At 48.0% G+C, this 19933-nt stretch carries 18 protein-coding genes; 16 read left to right on the forward strand and 2 right to left on the reverse strand.

The features are described 5' to 3' along the window. Positions 1-74 precede the first annotated feature (74 nt). The 14 genes from WA407_RS10405 to WA407_RS10470 all read left to right on the forward strand — a co-directional run bounded on the left by WA407_RS10405 (position 75) and on the right by WA407_RS10470 (position 15624). Positions 75-773 (forward strand): sugar transferase, encoded by a 699-nt coding sequence (locus WA407_RS10405; RefSeq protein ID WP_039269544.1) that lies wholly within the window; start codon positions 75-77, stop codon positions 771-773. 36 nt (positions 774-809) lie between these two features. Beyond that, positions 810-1748, forward strand: a complete 939-nt coding sequence (gene fcl / locus WA407_RS10410; RefSeq protein WP_039269546.1) for a GDP-L-fucose synthase — start codon at positions 810-812, stop codon at positions 1746-1748. A 20-nt stretch (positions 1749-1768) separates the two neighbouring features. Continuing rightward, positions 1769-2758, forward strand: a complete 990-nt coding sequence (gene gmd / locus WA407_RS10415) for a GDP-mannose 4,6-dehydratase (protein WP_013309172.1) — start codon at positions 1769-1771, stop codon at positions 2756-2758. 122 nt (positions 2759-2880) lie between these two features. Further along, positions 2881-4224, forward strand: coding sequence for a flippase (locus WA407_RS10420; protein WP_069291333.1), 1344 nt, complete (start codon positions 2881-2883; stop codon positions 4222-4224). Further along, complete coding sequence (locus tag WA407_RS10425) at positions 4211-5473, forward strand: hypothetical protein (protein WP_336077322.1); 1263 nt, start codon at positions 4211-4213, stop codon at positions 5471-5473. Before WA407_RS10420 ends, WA407_RS10425 begins: the two co-directional genes overlap by 14 nt. Before the next feature lie 753 nt (positions 5474-6226). Continuing rightward, complete coding sequence (locus WA407_RS10430; RefSeq protein WP_336077323.1) at positions 6227-7459, forward strand: glycosyltransferase family 4 protein; 1233 nt, start codon at positions 6227-6229, stop codon at positions 7457-7459. Further along, positions 7456-8697 (forward strand): glycosyltransferase family 4 protein, encoded by a 1242-nt coding sequence (locus WA407_RS10435; RefSeq protein WP_336077324.1) that lies wholly within the window; start codon positions 7456-7458, stop codon positions 8695-8697. Before WA407_RS10430 ends, WA407_RS10435 begins: the two co-directional genes overlap by 4 nt. After that, complete coding sequence (locus WA407_RS10440) at positions 8675-9484, forward strand: WecB/TagA/CpsF family glycosyltransferase (RefSeq protein WP_336077325.1); 810 nt, start codon at positions 8675-8677, stop codon at positions 9482-9484. The genes WA407_RS10435 and WA407_RS10440 overlap by 23 nt, the downstream gene beginning before the upstream one ends. 51 nt (positions 9485-9535) lie before the next feature. Then, positions 9536-10876 (forward strand): UDP-glucose dehydrogenase family protein, encoded by a 1341-nt coding sequence (locus WA407_RS10445; RefSeq protein ID WP_103048912.1) that lies wholly within the window; start codon positions 9536-9538, stop codon positions 10874-10876. 14 nt (positions 10877-10890) lie between these two features. Beyond that, positions 10891-11868, forward strand: coding sequence for an LCP family glycopolymer transferase (locus WA407_RS10450; protein WP_254329320.1), 978 nt, complete (start codon positions 10891-10893; stop codon positions 11866-11868). Positions 11869-12000: 132 nt separating this feature from the next. Then, positions 12001-12492, forward strand: coding sequence for a hypothetical protein (locus WA407_RS10455; protein ID WP_061830260.1), 492 nt, complete (start codon positions 12001-12003; stop codon positions 12490-12492). Positions 12493-12601: 109 nt separating this feature from the next. Beyond that, positions 12602-13522: an ABC transporter ATP-binding protein gene (locus tag WA407_RS10460; protein WP_165176443.1), complete on the forward strand. Its 921-nt coding sequence runs from the start codon at positions 12602-12604 to the stop codon at positions 13520-13522. Then, positions 13515-14297 carry an ABC transporter permease gene (locus tag WA407_RS10465; protein ID WP_061830258.1) on the forward strand — a complete coding sequence of 261 codons (783 nt, stop codon included), beginning with the start codon at positions 13515-13517 and terminating at the stop codon, positions 14295-14297. The genes WA407_RS10460 and WA407_RS10465 overlap by 8 nt, the downstream gene beginning before the upstream one ends. Before the next feature lie 241 nt (positions 14298-14538). Beyond that, a complete protein-coding gene (locus WA407_RS10470) occupies positions 14539-15624 on the forward strand; it encodes an AI-2E family transporter (RefSeq protein ID WP_061830257.1) in 1086 nt (361 codons plus the stop codon). 43 nt (positions 15625-15667) lie between these two features. Here the strand turns inward: WA407_RS10470 and WA407_RS10475 are convergent, their stop codons facing one another. Next, complete coding sequence (locus WA407_RS10475; RefSeq protein WP_061830256.1) at positions 15668-16129, reverse strand: bactofilin family protein; 462 nt, start codon at positions 16127-16129, stop codon at positions 15668-15670. A gap of 45 nt (positions 16130-16174) precedes the next feature. Continuing rightward, positions 16175-17206, reverse strand: a complete 1032-nt coding sequence (locus WA407_RS10480) for a M23 family metallopeptidase (RefSeq protein WP_023987449.1) — start codon at positions 17204-17206, stop codon at positions 16175-16177. A gap of 146 nt (positions 17207-17352) precedes the next feature. Here WA407_RS10480 and cls point away from each other — a divergent pair, with 146 nt between their 5' ends. Further along, complete coding sequence (gene cls, locus WA407_RS10485) at positions 17353-18783, forward strand: cardiolipin synthase (protein WP_254329317.1); 1431 nt, start codon at positions 17353-17355, stop codon at positions 18781-18783. A gap of 195 nt (positions 18784-18978) precedes the next feature. Next, positions 18979-19923, forward strand: a complete 945-nt coding sequence (locus tag WA407_RS10490; protein WP_081276708.1) for a YitT family protein — start codon at positions 18979-18981, stop codon at positions 19921-19923. The last annotated feature ends 10 nt before the right edge of the window (positions 19924-19933 follow it).

Below are 19933 nucleotides of genomic sequence, written 5' to 3' on the forward strand. Positions count from 1 at the left end.
GAGAATGAGAGTATATAAAATTCTTTTAACAATGTATAAATAATAATTATCAATAAGGAGCGAGGTGATGAGACGTGTCTTCTTCCCGCTCGAACGAGGCCGAAGTGCTGGGCGCGTCAGTGGATGTATATTCGGTCGCTCATGGGCTTGAACGGCGGCAAGGATGGAACGTATACCCGTTCGTGAAGCGAAGCATGGATATTATATTGTCTTTCATTGGAATCATCGTGCTATGCCCGGTATTTCTGCTTGTCATTCTGCTGATTAAGCTGGAGGACCCAAAAGGCAGTGCATTATTTTATCAAGTACGTATTGGGAAAAATGAGCGTCCGTTTCGCATGATCAAATTTCGTTCCATGGTGTCTGATGCCGAAGCCAGATTGTCTGCACTGCTGGTGGAAAATGAAATTGAGGGTGCGATGTTCAAAATGCGGGACGATCCCCGAATTACCCGTGTGGGTCGCTTTCTTCGCAGAACGAGCATCGACGAGCTGCCACAACTGTTCAATGTACTGCGTGGGCAGATGAGTCTGGTAGGACCCAGACCCCCGTTGCCAAGAGAAGTCCATAATTACACAGTGAGGGATAAGCTGCGTCTGACGGTTACACCAGGCTGCACCGGTCTATGGCAGATCAGCGGTCGTAATCATCTAAGCTTTAACCAGATGGTAGAACTGGATTTGGAGTACATATCCAGACGCAGTTTCCGCACAGATATGATCATTATGCTGAAAACATTTCGTGTGCTGCTAGGCTCCAAGGATGCGTATTAAAGTCTTTCATTTTCACAAAGAAGGTAGGGGATAAGTATGGATCTTCATTCCAACATATATGTAGCAGGGCATAACGGACTGGTGGGTTCCGCTATTGTCCGAGCGCTTCAGAATGCGGGTTACCGTCATATTATTACTCGCACAAGCCGTGAACTGGATCTACGCAATAAAGAGGCCGTAGATCATTTTTTTGAAACAGAGCCTGTGGATTATGTATTTCTGGCAGCGGCCAAGGTTGGTGGGATTTTGGCGAATAACGAATATCCGGCTGATTTTATCCGTGACAATCTGCTTATACAAACGAATGTGATTGATGCGGCATACCGGGCGAATGTAGGCAAGCTGTTATTCCTCGGCTCTACCTGTATCTATCCTAAATTTGCTCCGCAGCCGTTGCGAGAAGAATATCTGCTTACGGGTGAACTGGAGCCTACTAATGAGGCCTATGCGATTGCTAAAATTGCCGGGATTAAAATGTGTCAGTCTTACAACCGTCAGTATGGAACTCGGTTTATTTCTGTGATGCCGACGAATTTATACGGTCCGGGCGACAATTTTGATCTCCAGACCTCTCATGTGCTACCTGCGCTCATCCGCAAGTTTCATGAAGCCAAGCTGAATCAATCTCCGACTGTAGAAGTATGGGGCTCTGGTACGCCGCGCCGAGAATTTCTTCATTCTGATGATCTGGCTGAAGCCTGTCTGTTCCTGATGAACAATTATGAGGGAAATGAAATTGTAAATATCGGCGTAGGTGAGGATATCTCCATTCGTGAGCTGGCTGAACGAGTGAAGAATGTAGTCGGCTATGAGGGAGAAATTACCTATAACACCTCCGCCCCTGATGGAACGCCGCGTAAGTTGGTAGATGTATCCCGTATTTCCGGACTGGGCTGGTCGGCGCGTATTTCACTAGAAGAGGGATTAAAGTCTGTGTATCAGGCATTTCAAGGCCTGGATCTGGTTGAACAATAAAAAACGGTGGGGGAATTGGAATGAAAAAAGCGCTGATCACAGGGATTACCGGACAAGACGGGTCCTATCTGGCTGAGTTACTGCTGTCGAAGGATTATGAGGTATACGGGGTGCGCAGACGAACCAGCACACCGAACTTTGAAAATGTAGCGCATATCCAGAATGACATTCATTGGCTTTCCGGCGATATGACCGATCTGGCTTCATTGATCGAAGCCGTCCGTCAGTCCGACCCGGATGAGGTCTACAACTTGGCTGCTCAATCCTTTGTAGCGGCCTCGTGGCCGCAGCCGTTGGCTACAGGGCAGATTACAGCGCTATCTGTCACCAATATGCTGGAGGCGGTTCGAATTGCCAAACCGGAAGCGCGCTTTTATCAGGCGTCAAGCAGCGAGATGTTCGGTAAGGTGCTGGAGACACCCCAGACAGAAACGACTCCGTTTTACCCACGTAGTCCCTACGGTGTCGCCAAAGTGTACGGCCATTGGATTACAGTGAACTATCGCGAAAGCTTTGATATGTTTGCTTGCTCTGGCATTCTGTTCAATCACGAATCGCCACGCCGAGGACTGGAATTTGTAACGCGTAAAGTGTCGGATGCGGTAGCTCGTATCAAGCTAGGGTTGCAGCAGGAGCTGCGCATGGGAAATTTGGATTCACTGCGAGACTGGGGTTTTGCAGGCGATTATGTAAAGGCGATGTGGCTGATGCTTCAGCAGGATCAACCGGATGATTACGTCATTTCCACAGGAGAAATGCATTCTGTACGTGAACTGCTGCAAATTGCCTTTTCCCATGTAGGTTTAAATTATGAGGATTACGTCGTAATTGATCCTCAATTTGTCCGTCCGGCAGAGGTAGATTTATTGCTCGGCGATTGTGCCAAGGCGAAAGAAAAGCTGGGCTGGCGATTGGAAGTAGGCTTCGAGCAGCTCATTCATATGATGGTGGATACAGACTTGGAGCGGGTAAAAAGGCAGGCTGCAGTTGAAGCTTCTGTCGTCGTGTAAGAGATGGAGAGGCCACCCGCCTGAGCGGGGGTCTCTTCGCTGTACATGATTGCAGCTGCATTGACAGAACAGCAGGTTATAAGGCTGTGCGAAAGGTCATTTTTTAAGATGGAGTAAAACCTATGACATTAGTCAAAAAACGCGCCAAACCGCGCAGAAGTTTGCTGGTGAATACATCCTGGCTGTTCGGTGACAAAATGATTCGCATGGTGTTTGGCCTGGCAGTCAGCATCATCATGGCGAGAGTGTTGGGACCTGAGGAACTGGGAAAGTGGAATTATGCGGAATCCTTTTTCGGGATGTTTCTGATTTTCACGACCCTTGGCTTTGATTCTATATTAGTACGCGATCTTGTCAAAGACCCCAAGGATGAGCATGAGCTATTGGGGACGGCGGTTCTGCTGAAATTGGTAGGTACTCTGATAGCCATTGTACTGTCCTATTCCTTCATTTCACTGCTCAGACCGGAAGATAGTTCAGTGCGGTTGATCAATCTGATCCTGGCTACGGCCTCGATATTTCAATTGTTTGATATCATCGACTACTGGTTTCGTGCGCAGATGCTGTCCAAATACACGGTCGTTGCCAAGAATACTGCTTTTGTTCTCGGCTCCACCATCAAAATCATTCTGTTGTTGTCCGGTGTTCCGATATGGTTGGTAGCGTTGTGTGCTCATGGAGAGTTTCTGTTGGGAAGCTTGCTACTGCTGTATTTCTTCCATAAGGAAGGACGACGTGTGAACCGATGGACGTTCCGCTTAACCACAGCTCGCCGAATCATGAATCACAGCTGGCCGCTTATATTGTCATCCTCCGCTGTATATGTACAGGCACGGATCGATCAAGTCATTATCGGTGAACTGCTGGGGAATGCTGCGGTCGGGCAATACTCCGTTGCACTCCGACTCATCGAAGTGCTGGGCTTCATTCCGGTCGTTCTGACGACGGCTTATGCTCCGGTGGTGACGCGTTCCAAGCAGAAAGGAAGCGACGAATACAGGCAGACATTGTCCAAGGTGTATCGGCTGATGTTTATATGCTTTCTTGTGACCTCGGTACCTTTATTTTTTCTATCCCAATGGGTAGTGGTTGTGCTGTATGGGAGAGAATTTACCGAAGCAGGTTCGCTGTTGTCTCTGTTTGCGATTCGTCTGTTTTTCACCAACTTCAGTGTTGCTAAAAGCTTGTTTATTACCAATGAAAATTTGTTTAGATACACGCTGCTGACCTCGGTGGTAGGGGCGGTTACGAATATCGCTTTCAATTACGCGCTAATCCCTTTGCTTGGTGTCCGAGGGTCGTTAGTGGCGACAATCTTGTCCTTTACGATATCTGTATTTCTATTAGATTTGCTGTTTAAGGAAGTTAAATCTAATTTAGGTTGGATGATAAAGTCCATCCTGACCTTCTGGCGTGTTCAAATTACAGTACCGAAAGTTGGAGAGAACAATCATGATACCCATTAAACCGTTTGTTCGGCATGAGGAACAGTGCCCGCATTGTGGAGGTAAGGTACGTGGTGGAGAGGTGCTGTGGCAGGGAATCCATGTATGTGTCAGTACTGCGTGTGAGGGGTGCGGACGCGAATATCTCGAGGACATGAGGGTCGGTCATGCCACGTATTCACCTTATCGTGTAGAAATGCCTGACTATATTTTGACCGGTGATGCGAAGTCGAGAAAATGGCTCGGAGAGCCTTTGCGGCAATCGTTGATGAATCCTTCCTATGACTTAGCAGTCGGCATGACCGTGCATAAAATGAAAGCTTCTACACGTGTAATCATCGTCAACACTATGGATTATTTGTATGGTCATGCATTGCTCAAGCTGCTCAATGTGCAACGCGAATACGAGCAATCCCCGGACCTGGGAATTATCGTCATTGTGCAAAAGTCGCTGGAGTGGATGGTGCCAGCATATGTGTCTGAAATTTGGACGGTTGATGTGCCATTCAGCAGGGCACGTAACTTTTATCCTGTACTACATCATCGGATGATTGAGGAACTGATGCGTTTTGATGAGGTGTATGTCAGCCCGGCATATTCACATCCCAATCAGTTTGATATTGAGCAGTTTACAGGTGTTTCCCGCTATGACGAGGGACGTGAGTCGGAGCCGCGCATTACTTTCGTATGGAGGGAAGATCGCTTGTGGAGCGGCAGCCATCATATCGCAAGAGCGGTACAGAAATTTCCGCAGCTCAAACGTGGGCTAAAACCGCTAATTTATCATCAGCGCAGTAAAATCATATGGCTGTTCCGCAGGCTAAAAGAAAGCTTCCCAGATCATCGTTTTACAGTCGCTGGACTTGGGCGTACCGGGAGCTTCCCGGCATGGATTTCTGATGAGCGTGTCACACGCTTCGACCGGGAAAGTGAGCTGCGGGTCTGCGAGGTATACGCAGCCAGCCGATTAGTAATCGGTATCCACGGCTCTAATATGCTGCTGCCCTCTGCGCATGCCGGCATGACCATTGATTTGATGCCCAAGGACCGATGGGGGAATTACGCTCAGGATATTTTATTTCACGAAACGGATCATCGGCTTACGGCCTACAAATACCGATTTGTGCCGATGGAATCGAGTGTGTCTCTAGTGGCGGATATGGCAGCTGCCCAGCTCAAAGGGGCAGATCATTTTAATATGCAGATGACGGAGGAAAGGCAGCGTGAGCATTCGGTTTGGAGGGGAGAGACTGCTTCGGGGCGGGTTTGATCCTGGAGCAACTATTGTGGATGGAAGGCCGCTTCGGGGCGGATTTGATCTTCCGATCGCTGTTGACGAGGGATTCCCTGGATTGAATAGGCCCTGTAAGAGGGCGGAATCCCACGTCAAAGGCGAACGCTGACGCTTCTCCAGATTCAAATCCTCACCCTCCGCTACCCACCGCCGCCAAAAAGAATTTCCCCCAGCCCATAAGGTGGAGGAGGTAAGAGCCGCCTGGCGATAGCTTCGCCTTATCGCCGCGAACTTCTCGCCGGGCATGCATGCCGGCGAAATTAATGCTCTGTACCGTTCTCTGTCAGGGTGACAGCGTTTGGTGGATAGCAATCTTTTAGCAGGCGACAATCTAGCCATCGTTAAGGTCTTGTGTCAGCCCAGTGGTAGTAGCTCTATGCTGTTCAATCATTTATCGCTAATGTGATCGGTATACAAGGTAGCGCGAAGTCAACGCCCTGCGTGCATTCGCTCGCGTATATCCGCGCAGCGGGGGGCACTTCATGCCCAGCATTCCCTTTTTTGAAATGGGGTGACTTTATAGACCCGGCGGCCAGTAGCGGAGCGGTCCATTTGAATCTGAAGAAGCGCTAGCGTTCGCCTTTGCAGTGGGATTCTTACCTCGGAATGTTTTATATATCCAGGAATCCCACTGCAACAGCGATCGGAAGATCAAATGGAACGTCCAGCGTTCTCTGAACCCTCCGTGCTCCATAACTCACCCAATATGAAATGGCAGGAGCCCTGATGATGATTCAAAAAATATTGTATCTCCGCAATTTTGCCAGCAAAGTGAACGGGGACTCATACAATTTACAGGAAGTCGGTTTGGGCAAAGCACTCGTTCGAAAAGGCTATGATTGCGATATTGTTTACTACAACGATCGTAAAGAAACCCATCTGGAACAGGTCTACCGTCACGAAGGATGCACCTTGCGTATTATCTGGCTCCACGGGTTTAAGTTCTTAAGCAACAGCATCTACAGAGATGTGCTCAAAGATTCTTTTCTGGATGCCTATGGTCTAATCATTACTACAGAATACAACCAGATCATGACCTATCTGCTTTCCCGCAAATGTCCTGATAAGCTGGCGTTGTATCACGGCCCATACCGAGATAACACGCACGCACTGATCCGCAAACTATACGATATTATGCTGCTGCCGAAGGTAGCAAAATCTCTACGCCGTACCTATGTCAAATCCGATCTTGCCAAACGCTATTTGGAGAATAAAGGTTTTGACAACGTGGTTACGATTGGGGTTGGACTGGATCGCAGTAAAGTAGAGAGAGCATTCGATAGTGACACCAGTAACAACAGTGAAGACATAAGCGGAGAACGTGAGGAAAACCGTGAGGTCGCAAATGAGCTGCGTCGAATCGGAGATCGTCCGGTGCTACTGTATGTTGGTGTATTGGAGGAACGGAGAAATATACGTTTTATGCTGACTACGTTCAAAAGGGTACTCCAAAAGCATCCTAGCTGCCTTTTGTTAATGGTCGGGGATGGACGGAAGACGGACACAGACCGCTATTGGACATATGCTCATGAACTGGGAATAACGGACAGTATTATACATTTTTCAAGAGTGGAGCAACGTCATCTGTGGCAGGTTTACGGAGCGGCGGATGTGATGCTGTTTCCGACCCAATACGATATTTTTGGTATGGTGCTGCTGGAAAGCATGCTGTTTCGCGTCCCGATTATCTCTTCGGTAAACGGGGGCTCGGTTACCTTGATTGAGGACGGAGTGAGCGGAGTGATGCTGAGAAGCTTTTCAGAAGAGGAATGGTCTGGTCGAATAGGCGATTTGCTGGATAATGCTGAGCTGAGACGAAGTATGGCGGAGAAGGCCTTCCTTACGGTCGAGCGTATGTCGTGGGATCACATTGCGGATGAAATAGTAAGCCATCAAGGGATCAAGCCCAGAAGTTCGAACCACGCTATGCAATCAACGCAGGAAAGAGGGGCCGCCACGTGAGCCAACAGGTCAGCAGACAGATGAGCCCTCCTGTGAGCAAGGTGCTGATCATCCATAACTTTTATCAGCAAAGCGGGGGAGAAGACAAGGTTGTCGAGCAAGAATCAGCTATGCTGCGTTCCAGAGGAATAGAGACAGAGCATTACTATGTGCACAACGACAGCATTCAAAGCAGAGGGCTAGTGAACATGGCAAAGCTGGCGGTAGAGGCGGCATGGTCTCTGCCGGAATTCAAAAGAATCAAGAAGCTGCTTTTACAGGTGAAGCCGGATGTGGTACATGTGCATAATTTTTTCCCGGTTATATCTCCTTCGGTCTATCATGCCTGTGAACGGCTGGGGATTCCGGTTGTCCAGACACTGCATAATTACAGGCTAATTTGTCCGGCGGCAACCTTTATGCGAGGGAATAAGGTTTGTGAAAAATGCCTGCACGGCACGCTGCTGCATTCCATCCGTCATGGATGCTATCGAGGTTCACAGCTTCAGACGATTCCGGTAGCGGCGATGATTAAGTTCAACGATCTGATCGGCACATGGCAGCACAAGGTAAGTCGCTATATTGCGCTGACAGAATTTGCACGGGACAAATTTGCCGAAAGCGGTATTCCACTGGATCGTATCGCGGTAAAGCCAAATTTTGTCCATCATAAAACAGTGAAAACCCAATATGACCCGAATGATCGTTATTTATTGTTCGTGGGGCGGATTTCTGCTGAAAAAGGGGTTCGCAATCTGCTGAAAGCTTGGTCACAGTTGGAAGATCGGGGGGGATTGAGACTGGTCATCATTGGGGATGGTCCGGAAAAGGCTGAATTGACCGCTGCTTATCCGCAGGAAGATGTTCGGTTTCTCGGTAAGCAGGATGGAGACACGGTACTGGATTGCATGAGCCGGGCCATGTATGTCATGGTGCCTTCCATTTGGTATGAAGGATTTCCCATGACGATTGTAGAGTCTTTTTCTGTTGGAACTCCGGTATTATGCAGCCGGCTCGGCGCACTGGAGGAAGTCGTAGAGGACGGGGTGACGGGTTTCCATTTTCAACATGATGATTTGGAAAATATAAAGACTGTGATTCGCTGTGCAGTAGCCTATGAAAACTATGCAGCTATGAGACAGAAGGTGTCGGAAAACTACGCTGCACGCTATACGGAAGAAGTGAATGTGAAGCAGCTGATGGCGATATATAGCGAGGCGATGGAGGAGCGTGATTATGAAGCAGCTGCCCCAATATAGAGTCGGAAGGATTGCGGATGCAGATATTGCAGCACTTACGTTTCAGGAGACGGTACACATGCTGGAACAATGGGCAGTCGAACGAAAGGACGGCTATGTTTGTATTTGCAACACGCATTCCATTGTCACAGCCGGGAATCATTCCGAGTTCCACGAAGCGCTCACTCAAGCCGATCTGTGTACTCCCGATGGTATGCCGTTGGTATGGGCGCTCAAGCTGTACGGATTTGAGCGTCAGGATCGGGTAGATGGTCCCAGTCTGATGCTCAAGTTGTGCGAACGTGCGCCACAGACGAAGGTAAGTATATATTTTTACGGCAGTACGCCGGATACGCTGGATAGCTTAAAAGAAAGAGTAGAACAGGATTACCCTGGAATCCGCATCGCGGGCAGCTTTTCACCACCATTTCGTGAGCTTCACCCAGATGAGGAGGAGCGGATCATTGATGAAATCAATGCGTCTGGCGCGCATATCATATTCGTCAGCTTAGGCTGCCCGAAGCAGGAAATATGGATGCATCGGAATAAAGACCGCATTCATGGCGTGATGATTGGAGTAGGGGCGGCCTTTGACTATATCACTGGAAAGGTTCGTAGACCGCCACTAGCGATACAAAAGCTGGGGCTGGAGTGGCTGTATCGTCTGATCTGTGAACCGAAGCGATTATGGAAGAGGTATGCCTATAACAATCCGATGTATGTATACCGTTTTCTAAAATCTTATCGGCAAAACAAACGGCTTATGCTTTATCATAATCGGCTTGCAGGAAGAGATATAGAGAAGTGAAGTCGGTAAAAGCAGGATGCAATGAGACAGCATGTAAAAGGGGGAGTTGCTTTGAAGTTATGTGTAATTGGTGCAGGGTATGTCGGGCTGGTGTCGGGGGTCTGTTTTGCCGCACTCGGGAATACCGTCGTCTGTGTAGATCAGAATGAGGATAAAATTCATCAGCTGCGTGCAGGTGGGGTGCCGATTTATGAACCGGGATTAAAGGCTCTAATTAAAGATAATGTAGAACAAGGCCGACTAAGCTTTACAACAGATACGGCTGCTTCGGTGGAGGCAGCCGAAATTGTTATTTTGGCGGTCGGCACGCCTTCACTGCCAGGCGGAGAAGCGAACCTGTCCTATATTGAAGAAGCCGCCTGCGAGGTGGCAGACGCCATGAATGGCTACAAAGTAATTGTCACCAAAAGCACGGTGCCTGTCGGAACGAACGAACGTATTCAAAATTGGATTGCGAGCCGCACAAATTATCCGTTTGGTGTGGCTTCGGTTCCCGAATTTTTACGTGAAGGTTCAGCAGTCATAGACACCCTACAGCCAGATCGAATCATCATCGGAGCTTCCGATCCGCATGTGTCCGCTGTGCTGACTACACTGCACGAGCCGCTGACGACAAATATCGTAACCACGGATATCCGTTCGGCGGAGATGATCAAGTACGCGTCGAATGCTTTTTTGGCGACCAAAATTTCGTTTATTAATGAGATTGCAAATATTTGCGAAAAGGTGGGCGCAGACGTTACACGCGTGGCACATGGTATGGGACTGGATCAGCGGATCGGTTCCTCCTTTTTGTCTGCTGGTATCGGCTATGGGGGTTCCTGTTTTCCCAAGGATACACAAGCTCTGATCCAAATTGCAGGTAACGTGGACTATGAATTCAAGCTGCTGAAATCTGTGGTAGAAGTGAATCAGGGGCAACGTTTTAACGTGATTCGTAAGCTGAAAGAGGCGCTGGGTGATCTGGAGGGAGCTACGATTGGTATATGGGGACTGGCTTTTAAACCGAATACAGATGACGTAAGAGATGCCCCGGCGCTGGATATCATGCAGTCGCTGCTGGAGGCAGGGGCGCAAATTCGTGCATATGACCCAATCGCTACCGCTAACTTCCGCAGACTGCTGGACAGCTCGGAAGTAACGTGGGCAGATAGCGCACGAGAAGCGGCAGAGGGATGTGACGCACTGTGTCTATTGACGGAATGGGAAGAATTTGGTGATATCGGGTTGGGTGAGCTGAATGAGCTTATGAAGTATCCAATTATGATTGACGGACGCAATGTGTACAGCGAGGAGCAAATCAGACAATCCGCCTTTGCATACTATTCTGTCGGCAGGCCACAGATGAACAATCTGGATGTAGATCGTCATCAGTCTGTAGTGAATCCGTAAAGGGGAGGCTGCGTATGAAACGATGGCTGAAGGTGACATTGGGGGCTGCGGCGTTATTGCTCGTAGGGGCTACTGCCTACACCGCTTATGTGTATCATTCCTTTAAAACAGCGGCGAATGCGATGTATCATCCGCGCAGCATCGTGCAGCCTGGGGCGGTTTCTACCCTTGCAACGGGCGGAGCAGGGCGATCTGTAGGTACAGACATTGGATCAAGTATACCCAATCCGGCAGCCATCTCCCAGTTCAAGCCGTTCACCGTGCTGGTGCTGGGCGTAGATCGGCGGCCTCACGATCCAGGACGATCGGATACGATGATCGTTTTGTCTGTTAACCCTGATGAAGGCTCTATGTTGATGTTCAACATTCCGCGTGATACGCGAACAGAGTTGATCGGCAAGGGGCGTGAGGACAAAATCAATCACGCTTTTGCTTTTGGGGGCGTGGATATGTCGATCCGTACGGTAGAGCATTTTTTGAACCATCCGATAGATTACTATGTACAGATGAACATGGAAGGGTTTGCGAAAATGGTGGACCTTATGGGGGGAGTCGAGGTTTATAATCCACTTGATTTTCAATATGAGGGCCATCATTTTGCGCAGGGTAATTTGAACTTGAACGGGGCTGAGGCGTTGGCCTACGCCCGTATGCGATTCGATGATCCACGTGGGGATCTCGGAAGAAATGCCCGCCAGCGGGAGCTACTCAAGCAAATTCTGACCCAGTCCATCAGCAAGGAAGGGCTGTTGAGGGTAAAGCCGATACTGGAAGCAGCGGGGGAGCAGATTCGCACAGACATTACCTTTGACGATATGACCACTTTCCTGACCCGGATCGGTCCGTCCCTCAAGCAGACGGATACCGTTGAACTGAAGGGACATGGGCGTAAAATCAACGGTGTATATTATTACATTGTGGAGGAGCAGGAACGCCAGCGTCTCCATGGAGTGCTGGAGAAGCACATGCTTACCACGGCCATATCGCCTTAGGTAAGCCTTATGTAGACGGGTGCCCTATTTGGGAGGTCACCCGTTATTTTCTTCTAAAGACTTCTAAACAAGGCTTGTCCCACATACATCTGTAAAGAATTCGGTATAGTCCAACAGAGGGAGGGGCAATGTGTGCTGTTTAGAAGGAGAGCGGCTTCGGCGTTCGTCCGTAAGCTATTATATTTTGCCATCATATGTGGATTGTTATGGCTGCTGTGGCTGGGTCTGCGTGGGGTGATGTCTACAGGCGAGGGCGATCAAGCGGTAGAAGCACTGAACGAGTTTTACACTATGGAGCAATCGGGAAATTTCGGAGGTTCATGGGAGTTTTTTCATTCGCAAATGAAAAAGAAATTCGAGAAATCTACGTATGTACAGCAGCGTGCGCACGTTTTTATGCAGGATATGGGGACGGATACGTTCACGTTTGAACTGGGGGAGCCGCAGGCTGAGTATGACATTCGTACCGATCCGAATGGAGAAGAGTTAGGGAAGGTTTACCGTATTACGGTCACTCAGCATTACAAGACCCGATTCGGTAATTTTGATATCGTACAGCCTTGTTATGTGACACAGGAAGATGAGAAATGGCGGGTGCTTTGGATATACAAGGACAAGGAATAGAGGTTGCGTGGTGTTTCTAAAAGGTTAAATATGGTACAATACTTCCAAAACCGGAAATGTACAGTAAAATGGATAACAGCTTCACTCCGGATGGAAGGAGTTTCATAGTATGCAGCAAGCGACAGGACAGGTTCCCGTCATACGTATGGAGGGTGTGAGTAAAATCATTTCCTCAAAAGCGATCGTGGATGATCTGACGCTGGAGGTTCCGGCGGGACAGGTATTTGGTTTCCTCGGACCCAATGGTGCGGGAAAAACGACTACCATCCGTATGATGGTTGGCCTGATTTCGATCAGCAAGGGCGACATTCATATTTGTGGAGACAGCATTAATACCGATTTTGAGAAGGCCGTTTCCCATGTCGGCGCGATTGTTGAGAACCCGGAGATGTACAAGTTTTTGACAGGCTATCAAAATTTGCAGCATTTTGCGCGAATGTCTCCTGGGGTGACCCCAGAGCGCGTGGATGAAGCGATTCGTTTGGTGGGACTCGGAAACCGAATTCATGATAAAGTAAAAACCTACTCGCTCGGGATGCGGCAGCGACTTGGGGTAGCTCAGGCGATTTTGCATCGACCGAAGCTGCTCGTGCTGGACGAGCCGACCAACGGCTTGGACCCGCAGGGTATTCGAGAACTGCGGGATTATTTGCGTCAATTGACCCGTACGGAAGGAATTACCGTGTTCGTATCAAGCCATTTGTTGTCTGAGATGGAGCTGATGTGCGACCGTGTAGCCATTATTCAGAGCGGACGGCTGGTTGATATCAAGCAGCTGAAGAATACAGGGGAGGAAGTGCAGACGGCAGAAATTGCTTTTGAGGTAAATGATGCCGAGCAAGCTTATGCGCTTGCTGGAGCAGGGCGCGTCGAAGGCAATCAACTGCTGCTTCACTTGGAGCGGGAACAGATTGCAGAGATGAACAGCCTGCTGGCTGCAAACGGAATTAAAGTATATGCGATTCGCCCGATTGCCCGTACGCTGGAAGATCAATTTTTGGAAGTGACGGGAGGCGGGTTCATTGGCTGATTTCTTCAAGCTGGTACATAACGAAAATCTGAAAATTTACCTGCGTGTGCGCACATGGATTATGCTGGGTCTGCTGGCGGTCATCACGGCTGCGATTCCGATGCTGATTTCCCTGGTTTCCGATCAGGTCAGTGTGTGGGATGGAATTGCGTTGACGACGTTGTTTACATTTTTCCTCAATACGACGTTTACGGTCATTGTAGCCGCTGATTCGGTGGCCGGCGAATTTACATGGGGAACGATTAAGTTGTTGCTCATCCGACCTTGGACTCGCAGCAAAATATTGTTGTCCAAGTATATATCCGTGATTTTGTTCAGTTTGCTCGGAACGATCATTTTGATCTTGATGGTTACGCTGTCCTCATGGCTGATGTTATCCAAAGATGCACCAGCGGGTTCTGTTCCGCTGTTCAGTGATCCGATATCTTATGTAACGCTGAACTTTTTGTATAGCTATATCGCCTTATTCGTGACGATGGCCTTTGCATTTATGCTATCCGCAGTTTTCCGTTCCAGTGCCTTGGCGATTGGGCTGTCGTTGTTCATGATGTTCACCAAAACAGTCTATAACTCTATTGGCTTGTTCAGCACAGATCGTTATGAATGGACTAAATACGTACTATTTACACATATGGATCTGAAAAAATATCTAGATATGCCGCCGGGTACAGTAAGTTCCAGTCTAACCTTTTCGCTCACCGTGCTGGCCGCCTATTATGTGATTTTTATCGCCATTGCCTGGGTGGTTTTCGTAAAACGGGATGTTTCGACCTAAATGGAAGTGCCATAGAGTAACACAAAGGACGTTCAAATGCCTAGCATTTGGACGTCCTTTTATTATTTCAGGAATTTGCAAAATCCTCATTTAACACTATTTTATCCTGTATCTATGTCATTTTTGCTACACATTCTGAGTGTAGGGGTATATTGTAATCTATTTTCAGCAACAATCAATCAATAGGGTCATTTTGCGTTTAAAGAGGTAGAGAGAACAGAACAGAGGGGGGCCGCATGATATGCTGCAAAATAATCGTTTTTTTCGCCTGACTACTGGTATTGTCATGCTATTACTCATCATTTACTTGGGCACCAAAGTAAGCTTTATATTCAGTCCTCTCGTATCTTTGGTCAGCTTGCTGGTTGTGCCGTTGATGCTATCTTTTTTCCTCTATTATTTATTGAGGCCGATTGTAGATGTAATGGAACGTAGAAAAATCAAACGATCTATCTCCATTTTGCTGATTTATTTGGTCATTGGAGTGTTATTGTTTGTTTTCTCATGGGGTGTGTGGCCTACGCTGCGTGATCAGGTAACCAATTTATTTGAAAATGCGCCGAAGCTCATTAAAAGTCTGGTTGATCAATTGAGCCAATGGCGGCATAATCAATCCTTGAGACAAGTGCTGCCTCCGGGTGAAGACCCGCTGTCACAACTGTCAGATACGTTGAACGAAGCTTTTTCGACACTGTCTGATTACTCGGTAAAGCTGGTATCGTTCGTATCCTACTTTTTTATCGTATTGGCTACTTTTCCCATATTGCTCTATTACATGCTTAAGGAAGGGAGCAAATTTGGCCCTAAAATGCTAAACTTCTTTCCTAAAAAATATCACAAAGACGCGTTAGAGGTCATGGAAGATATCGATAGCGCGCTCAGCAGCTTTATCGTGAGTCGGGTGCTGATCAATGTCGCGTTGGGTGTGATGATGTTCCTTGGATTTTTAATTATAGGTTTGCCTTATGCCTTGCTGCTCGCCGTTATTTCGATTTTTCTTAATTTTATTCCCTATGTGGGGGCAGTGGCTGCTTCTATACCTGTAGTTATTATTGGATTTCTCGAATCACCTTCGATGGCGCTCTGGTCGCTGGTCGTGGTGATTGCTGCACAGCAAATTCAGGATAATTGGCTGTCACCTATAGTTTTTGGCAAGCAGCTGGATATTCATCCGTTGACAGTCGTTATTTTACTGTTGGTTGGTGGCGACCTGCTCGGGATTCTGGGCATCATTTTGGTGATTCCATTGTATATGTGCGGAAAAATTGTCATACGTAAGGTGTACCAATTATTTTTGGAACGCAGAGTGGAGGATATTATGGAATGAATGGAGAACGCACTGGGTTTAATGGAGTGAGTGTATATTGATTTTATCCTGCTTCGGATTGCAGATCGGCTTGGCTGTCCTCCCTGTTTTTGCTGAAACTAGATTGGGTTTCGTCGTTTGACTCATCTGTAGAAGTTGACAACTCTACATCCTTTGTTCGGTTCATTTGACTTGTGCCGTCCAGTACACCGCCTTCAGATATGACCAATGCAGCGGTCGCCGTATTTCCGTACAGTTCACCTGTCGGCGTAATGGTCAGTCGTCCTTCTGTAGTAATGCTGCCGAACACCTTACCGGCAAGAATGACGTCTTGTGCGATGATGTCCGAACGTACCACAGCAGATTCTCCAATGACGACAGTACGAGTGCTGCGGATATCGCCCTGAAAATGACCGTCAATCCGAATATTGGCCTCTGCCTCAACTGTACCTTCAAAGCTGGTGCCATTAGCGAGCAGTGTATCCATAGCTGGGGCGGAGAGCTTTTTTTTGGATTCCTTGAACATGATGGTTTTCCCCCAATCTTTTATTGTAAGGATTTTGAAAAGTCCTCATTGTACATACAGTAATGGATCGACAGGTTGGTTATGCTTGACGATCTGAAAATGAAGATGAGGTCCCGTGCTTCTCCCGGTACTTCCTAACAGACCGATGGTCTGTCCTTTGTGGACACGATCTCCCGGAGCCACCTGCATGCCGCTCAGGTGCATATACCAGCTCTGGAGTCCGTCAGGATGCTGGATGATGATGCACTTGCCGCGGGCTCCGCTAGAAGCAGCCTCCAAGACGGTGCCTGCTCCTGCTGCATAGACAGGATCACCGGTTTGTCCGGCAATGTCCACGCCTGAATGAAAGGCAGACCTACCCGTAAAAGGGTCGCTGCGATAGCCGAAGCTGGAGGTCATTCGCCGTGAACCTACAGGCCAAACGGAGGGATTCCCTTGTTCGGCAAGAGCCAGCCTACGGGTCTGGAGTAGCTGTGCGGCTTGTTTGCGCTCCAGATTCTGCTGCACGGCATTTGCTTGCTGAATAGAGCGGGGAACCGTACGTTCCACCGTGTCCAACAGAGATTCGATCTCCTGAAAATCATCCATTGCCTGGCGAGTTAGGAGGGCAGTATTTTCATGCACTGCGATCAGTTCACCTCCAATATGGCCGGAAGCATCCCAGGAGAGCGGCGTCATGGTCTTTTTATGGTTACTTGTGGCAGATGAGTTTCCGTGTTTACGAATGAATTGCTGCATTTGTTGTTCCAGCTCTGTTACGCGCTGAAGGCGTTCACGAATATTGGTGGCTTGATTCGTCAGTTCCATGACTTCCTGCCGTAGTCGCCCAATGGCTGCATCCTTGTCCGCTACCGTGACCTCCATCTGCAAACTCTGGACAGCAAGATTCGTTTCCATTTGGGAGATAATATGGGAAGAACGGATTTGCAGCCCGATCACGAGTGTAGAGATAGACGCGATCACAAGAGTCGGGACGAGAATGACAGCGGCTGTAGAGCATTGTAGCTGCTTGGGCGGTTGCTGTGCATCCCGAATAACAAGCAGGGTCATCCGGCGATTTAGGCTTCCTTTTTTCATAATCGCTCCTTTCCGGACATCGCTCCTATAGTGCTTGGTTACTATCTATTCAGCTAAAGAGGCAAACATGTCAAAAAAATTGGAGCTTAGTATAAAACGTAGATGAGGATTTTGCAAAATCCTAAGATATATAAGGAGGCTTAGACATGCTGTGGTTGCTGTTGGCTTTAATTGTTTTTATTTTTCAGACCGGGACGATCCTGCTCTTTGAATTTCGCAAGCCGTCCAAAGCGGTAGCCTGGCTCTTTATTTTGTTTTGCTTCCCGCTCATTGGCTTTGTCGTGTACTACTTTGTTGCACAGGATTATCAGAAGCGCAAAATGGTCCGAAAAGGGGGATCGCAGCTGTTTCGTGAATTTCGCGAGCGTCTGTGGGCGCAATCCAAAGTGATTGAACAGGTGGAGCAAATGCATAATCCTCATTTCAAGCATCAGGAGCGTCTGTTTAACCAGTTAATTCGCATGTCAGAAAACCCGTTGACTGGATGTAATCGCACACGTGTGCTGACGAACGGTGAAGAAACCTTCGAGGCTATGCTGACAGCGATGGAACAAGCGCAACATCATATCCATGTGGAGTTTTACATATTTCGGGCCGATGAAATTGGAAGAAAGTTTCAAGAGGTCATGATCCGCAAGGCACGTGAGGGAGTAAAGGTACGATTCATTGTGGACGGTGTAGGAAGTTACAATTTGCCTTATTCCTTTATTCGTACCTGTAGTGAGGCGGGAGTGGAATTTCATTATTTTCTACCTCCGTTTTTCGCCACTTTGGATCGCCGGATTAACTATCGCAATCACAGGAAAATCGTGGTGGTGGACGGCATGATTGGATTTGTGGGTGGGATTAATATAGGCGACGATTATCTCGGAAAATACCCCAAAGTGGGATTTTGGAGGGATACGCATTTGCAGATTGAAGGAGATAGCGTCTATTTTCTGCAAAATGCATTTCTTAGCGACTGGAAGCTGGCCTCAGGGGAGAGATTGATGGATGTGAATTTTTTTCCTCCACATACCTGCACCGGGGATGAGGAAGTACAGATTTTGAGCAGCGGTCCCGATCAGGTATGGGATACGATTCAGGAAATGTGTTTTGGTGCGCTCACGGTTGCCAAAAAGCGGATTTGGATTACGACGCCGTATTTTATTCCCGATCCGGGGATTCATGAGGCGCTCAAGCTGGCAGCAGTCAGTGGCGTAGATGTGAAAATTATTATTCCCTACCAATCTGATTCGAAGCTGGTTCATCTGGCGTCTTTATCCTATGTGCAAGAATTGTTGGAGACAGGGGTGGAGTTCTACCAATATCGAAAAGGATTTATTCACGCCAAAGTGGTGATTGTCGATGATTTACTCGGCTCGGTCGGGACCGCCAATATGGACATGCGCAGCTTTTTCTATAATTTTGAGTTGACCGCTGTAGTTTTTGCTAATTCAGCGCTGGAACGGCTTTCGGCAGATTTTGTAGAGGACATTTCCAACTCCTCACGCATTGATTTGAACGTGTTCCGCAGACGGCCTCGATCTCAGAAAACAGCTGAAATTCTAACTCGCATGCTCTCTCCACTCCTTTAAAGGCGATTTTCGACGTTTTTATCGCTATAATCCCACTTTATTGTGATTTATGTGCTCTTTGCTAACTTTTTTGCGCAAAATCGCAGTTTTATGGTATACTATTCATATAACACAAGCGCGGTAAAGGAGAGGGGACTGCGGATAGCAGCCCCTTTTTCGGTCCAATATACCATACTGTAACGGGGGGATTTATATATGAGTGTAGTGAGCAAGGAAGTCCAAAATCTGTCTGAGATCACAGATGTGACCGGAGAGTTGACCAAGATCAGCAAAATTCCAGCTAATCCGAAGAACAAAGTAAAACGCCTGTTTCAGCGTGCAGCCATGATTGTGGTTGGTGCAGCTCTGATGGCAGTGGGATTGGAAATATTTCTGGTTCCTAACGGCGTTATTGACGGAGGCGTTACAGGTATTTCCATCATGGCCTCCAAGATTACTGGCTATCCGCTCGGTATTTTCCTGACCCTGTTGAACCTTCCATTTTTACTTATCGGCTACAAACAAATCGGTAAAACCTTCGCTTTATCCACATTATTCGGTATCGTCGTTATGTCCATCGGAACCGCGTTACTTCACAATGTAAGTGCATTGACTCCTGGCGAACCGCTGCTCGGCGCTATTTTTGGGGGCGTCATTCTCGGTGTTGGGGTGGGTCTTGTGATTCGGTCCGGCGGCTCGCTGGATGGGACAGAGATCGTAGCTATTCTCGTCAGTGAAAAAACTCCTTTTTCGGTCGGTGAGATCGTACTGTTCGTTAATATCTTCATTCTGGGAAGTGCAGGTTTTGTGTTCGGTTGGCCAAATGCCCTGTATTCCATGATTGCTTATTATATCGCCATGAAAATGATTGATATTACGATTGAAGGTCTGGATCAGTCCAAATCGGTCTGGATTATTAGTGAAAAATACCGTGATATCGGGGATGCCCTGACAGACCGTCTTGGACGGGGCGTCACTTATCTGGAAGGTGAAGGCGGCTTTACGGGCGAAAGCAAGAAAGTGATTTTCGTCGTCATTACCCGACTGGAGGAAGCGAAGCTGAAGAGCATCGTTGAAGATTGGGACCCGCACGCTTTCGTTGCGATCGGTAACATTCACGATGTGAAGGGCGGACGCTTTAAGAAAAAAGGAATACACTAGCGCAAGGGGA

Origin of the sequence: Paenibacillus sp. 203, assembly GCF_037027525.1 — a bacterium.
Classification (GTDB): Bacteria; Bacillota; Bacilli; order Paenibacillales; family Paenibacillaceae; genus Paenibacillus; species Paenibacillus polymyxa_B.

Excerpts from the sequence above, each read along its gene's own strand:
- WA407_RS10450 (WP_254329320.1), top strand. The coding sequence starts at position 10,891 with ATGAAACGATGGCTGAAGGTGACATTGGGGGCTGCGGCGTTATTGCTC.
- gmd (WP_013309172.1), top strand. The coding sequence starts at position 1,769 with ATGAAAAAAGCGCTGATCACAGGGATTACCGGACAAGACGGGTCCTAT.
- WA407_RS10490 (WP_081276708.1), top strand. The coding sequence starts at position 18,979 with ATGAGTGTAGTGAGCAAGGAAGTCCAAAATCTGTCTGAGATCACAGAT.
- fcl (WP_039269546.1), top strand. The coding sequence starts at position 810 with ATGGATCTTCATTCCAACATATATGTAGCAGGGCATAACGGACTGGTG.
- WA407_RS10425 (WP_336077322.1), top strand. The coding sequence starts at position 4,211 with ATGATACCCATTAAACCGTTTGTTCGGCATGAGGAACAGTGCCCGCAT.
- cls (WP_254329317.1), top strand. The coding sequence starts at position 17,353 with ATGCTGTGGTTGCTGTTGGCTTTAATTGTTTTTATTTTTCAGACCGGG.
- WA407_RS10430 (WP_336077323.1), top strand. The coding sequence starts at position 6,227 with ATGATTCAAAAAATATTGTATCTCCGCAATTTTGCCAGCAAAGTGAAC.
- WA407_RS10460 (WP_165176443.1), top strand. The coding sequence starts at position 12,602 with ATGCAGCAAGCGACAGGACAGGTTCCCGTCATACGTATGGAGGGTGTG.
- WA407_RS10480 (WP_023987449.1), bottom strand. The coding sequence starts at position 17,206 with ATGAAAAAAGGAAGCCTAAATCGCCGGATGACCCTGCTTGTTATTCGG.
- WA407_RS10440 (WP_336077325.1), top strand. The coding sequence starts at position 8,675 with ATGAAGCAGCTGCCCCAATATAGAGTCGGAAGGATTGCGGATGCAGAT.
- WA407_RS10420 (WP_069291333.1), top strand. The coding sequence starts at position 2,881 with ATGACATTAGTCAAAAAACGCGCCAAACCGCGCAGAAGTTTGCTGGTG.
- WA407_RS10475 (WP_061830256.1), bottom strand. The coding sequence starts at position 16,129 with ATGTTCAAGGAATCCAAAAAAAAGCTCTCCGCCCCAGCTATGGATACA.
- WA407_RS10470 (WP_061830257.1), top strand. The coding sequence starts at position 14,539 with ATGCTGCAAAATAATCGTTTTTTTCGCCTGACTACTGGTATTGTCATG.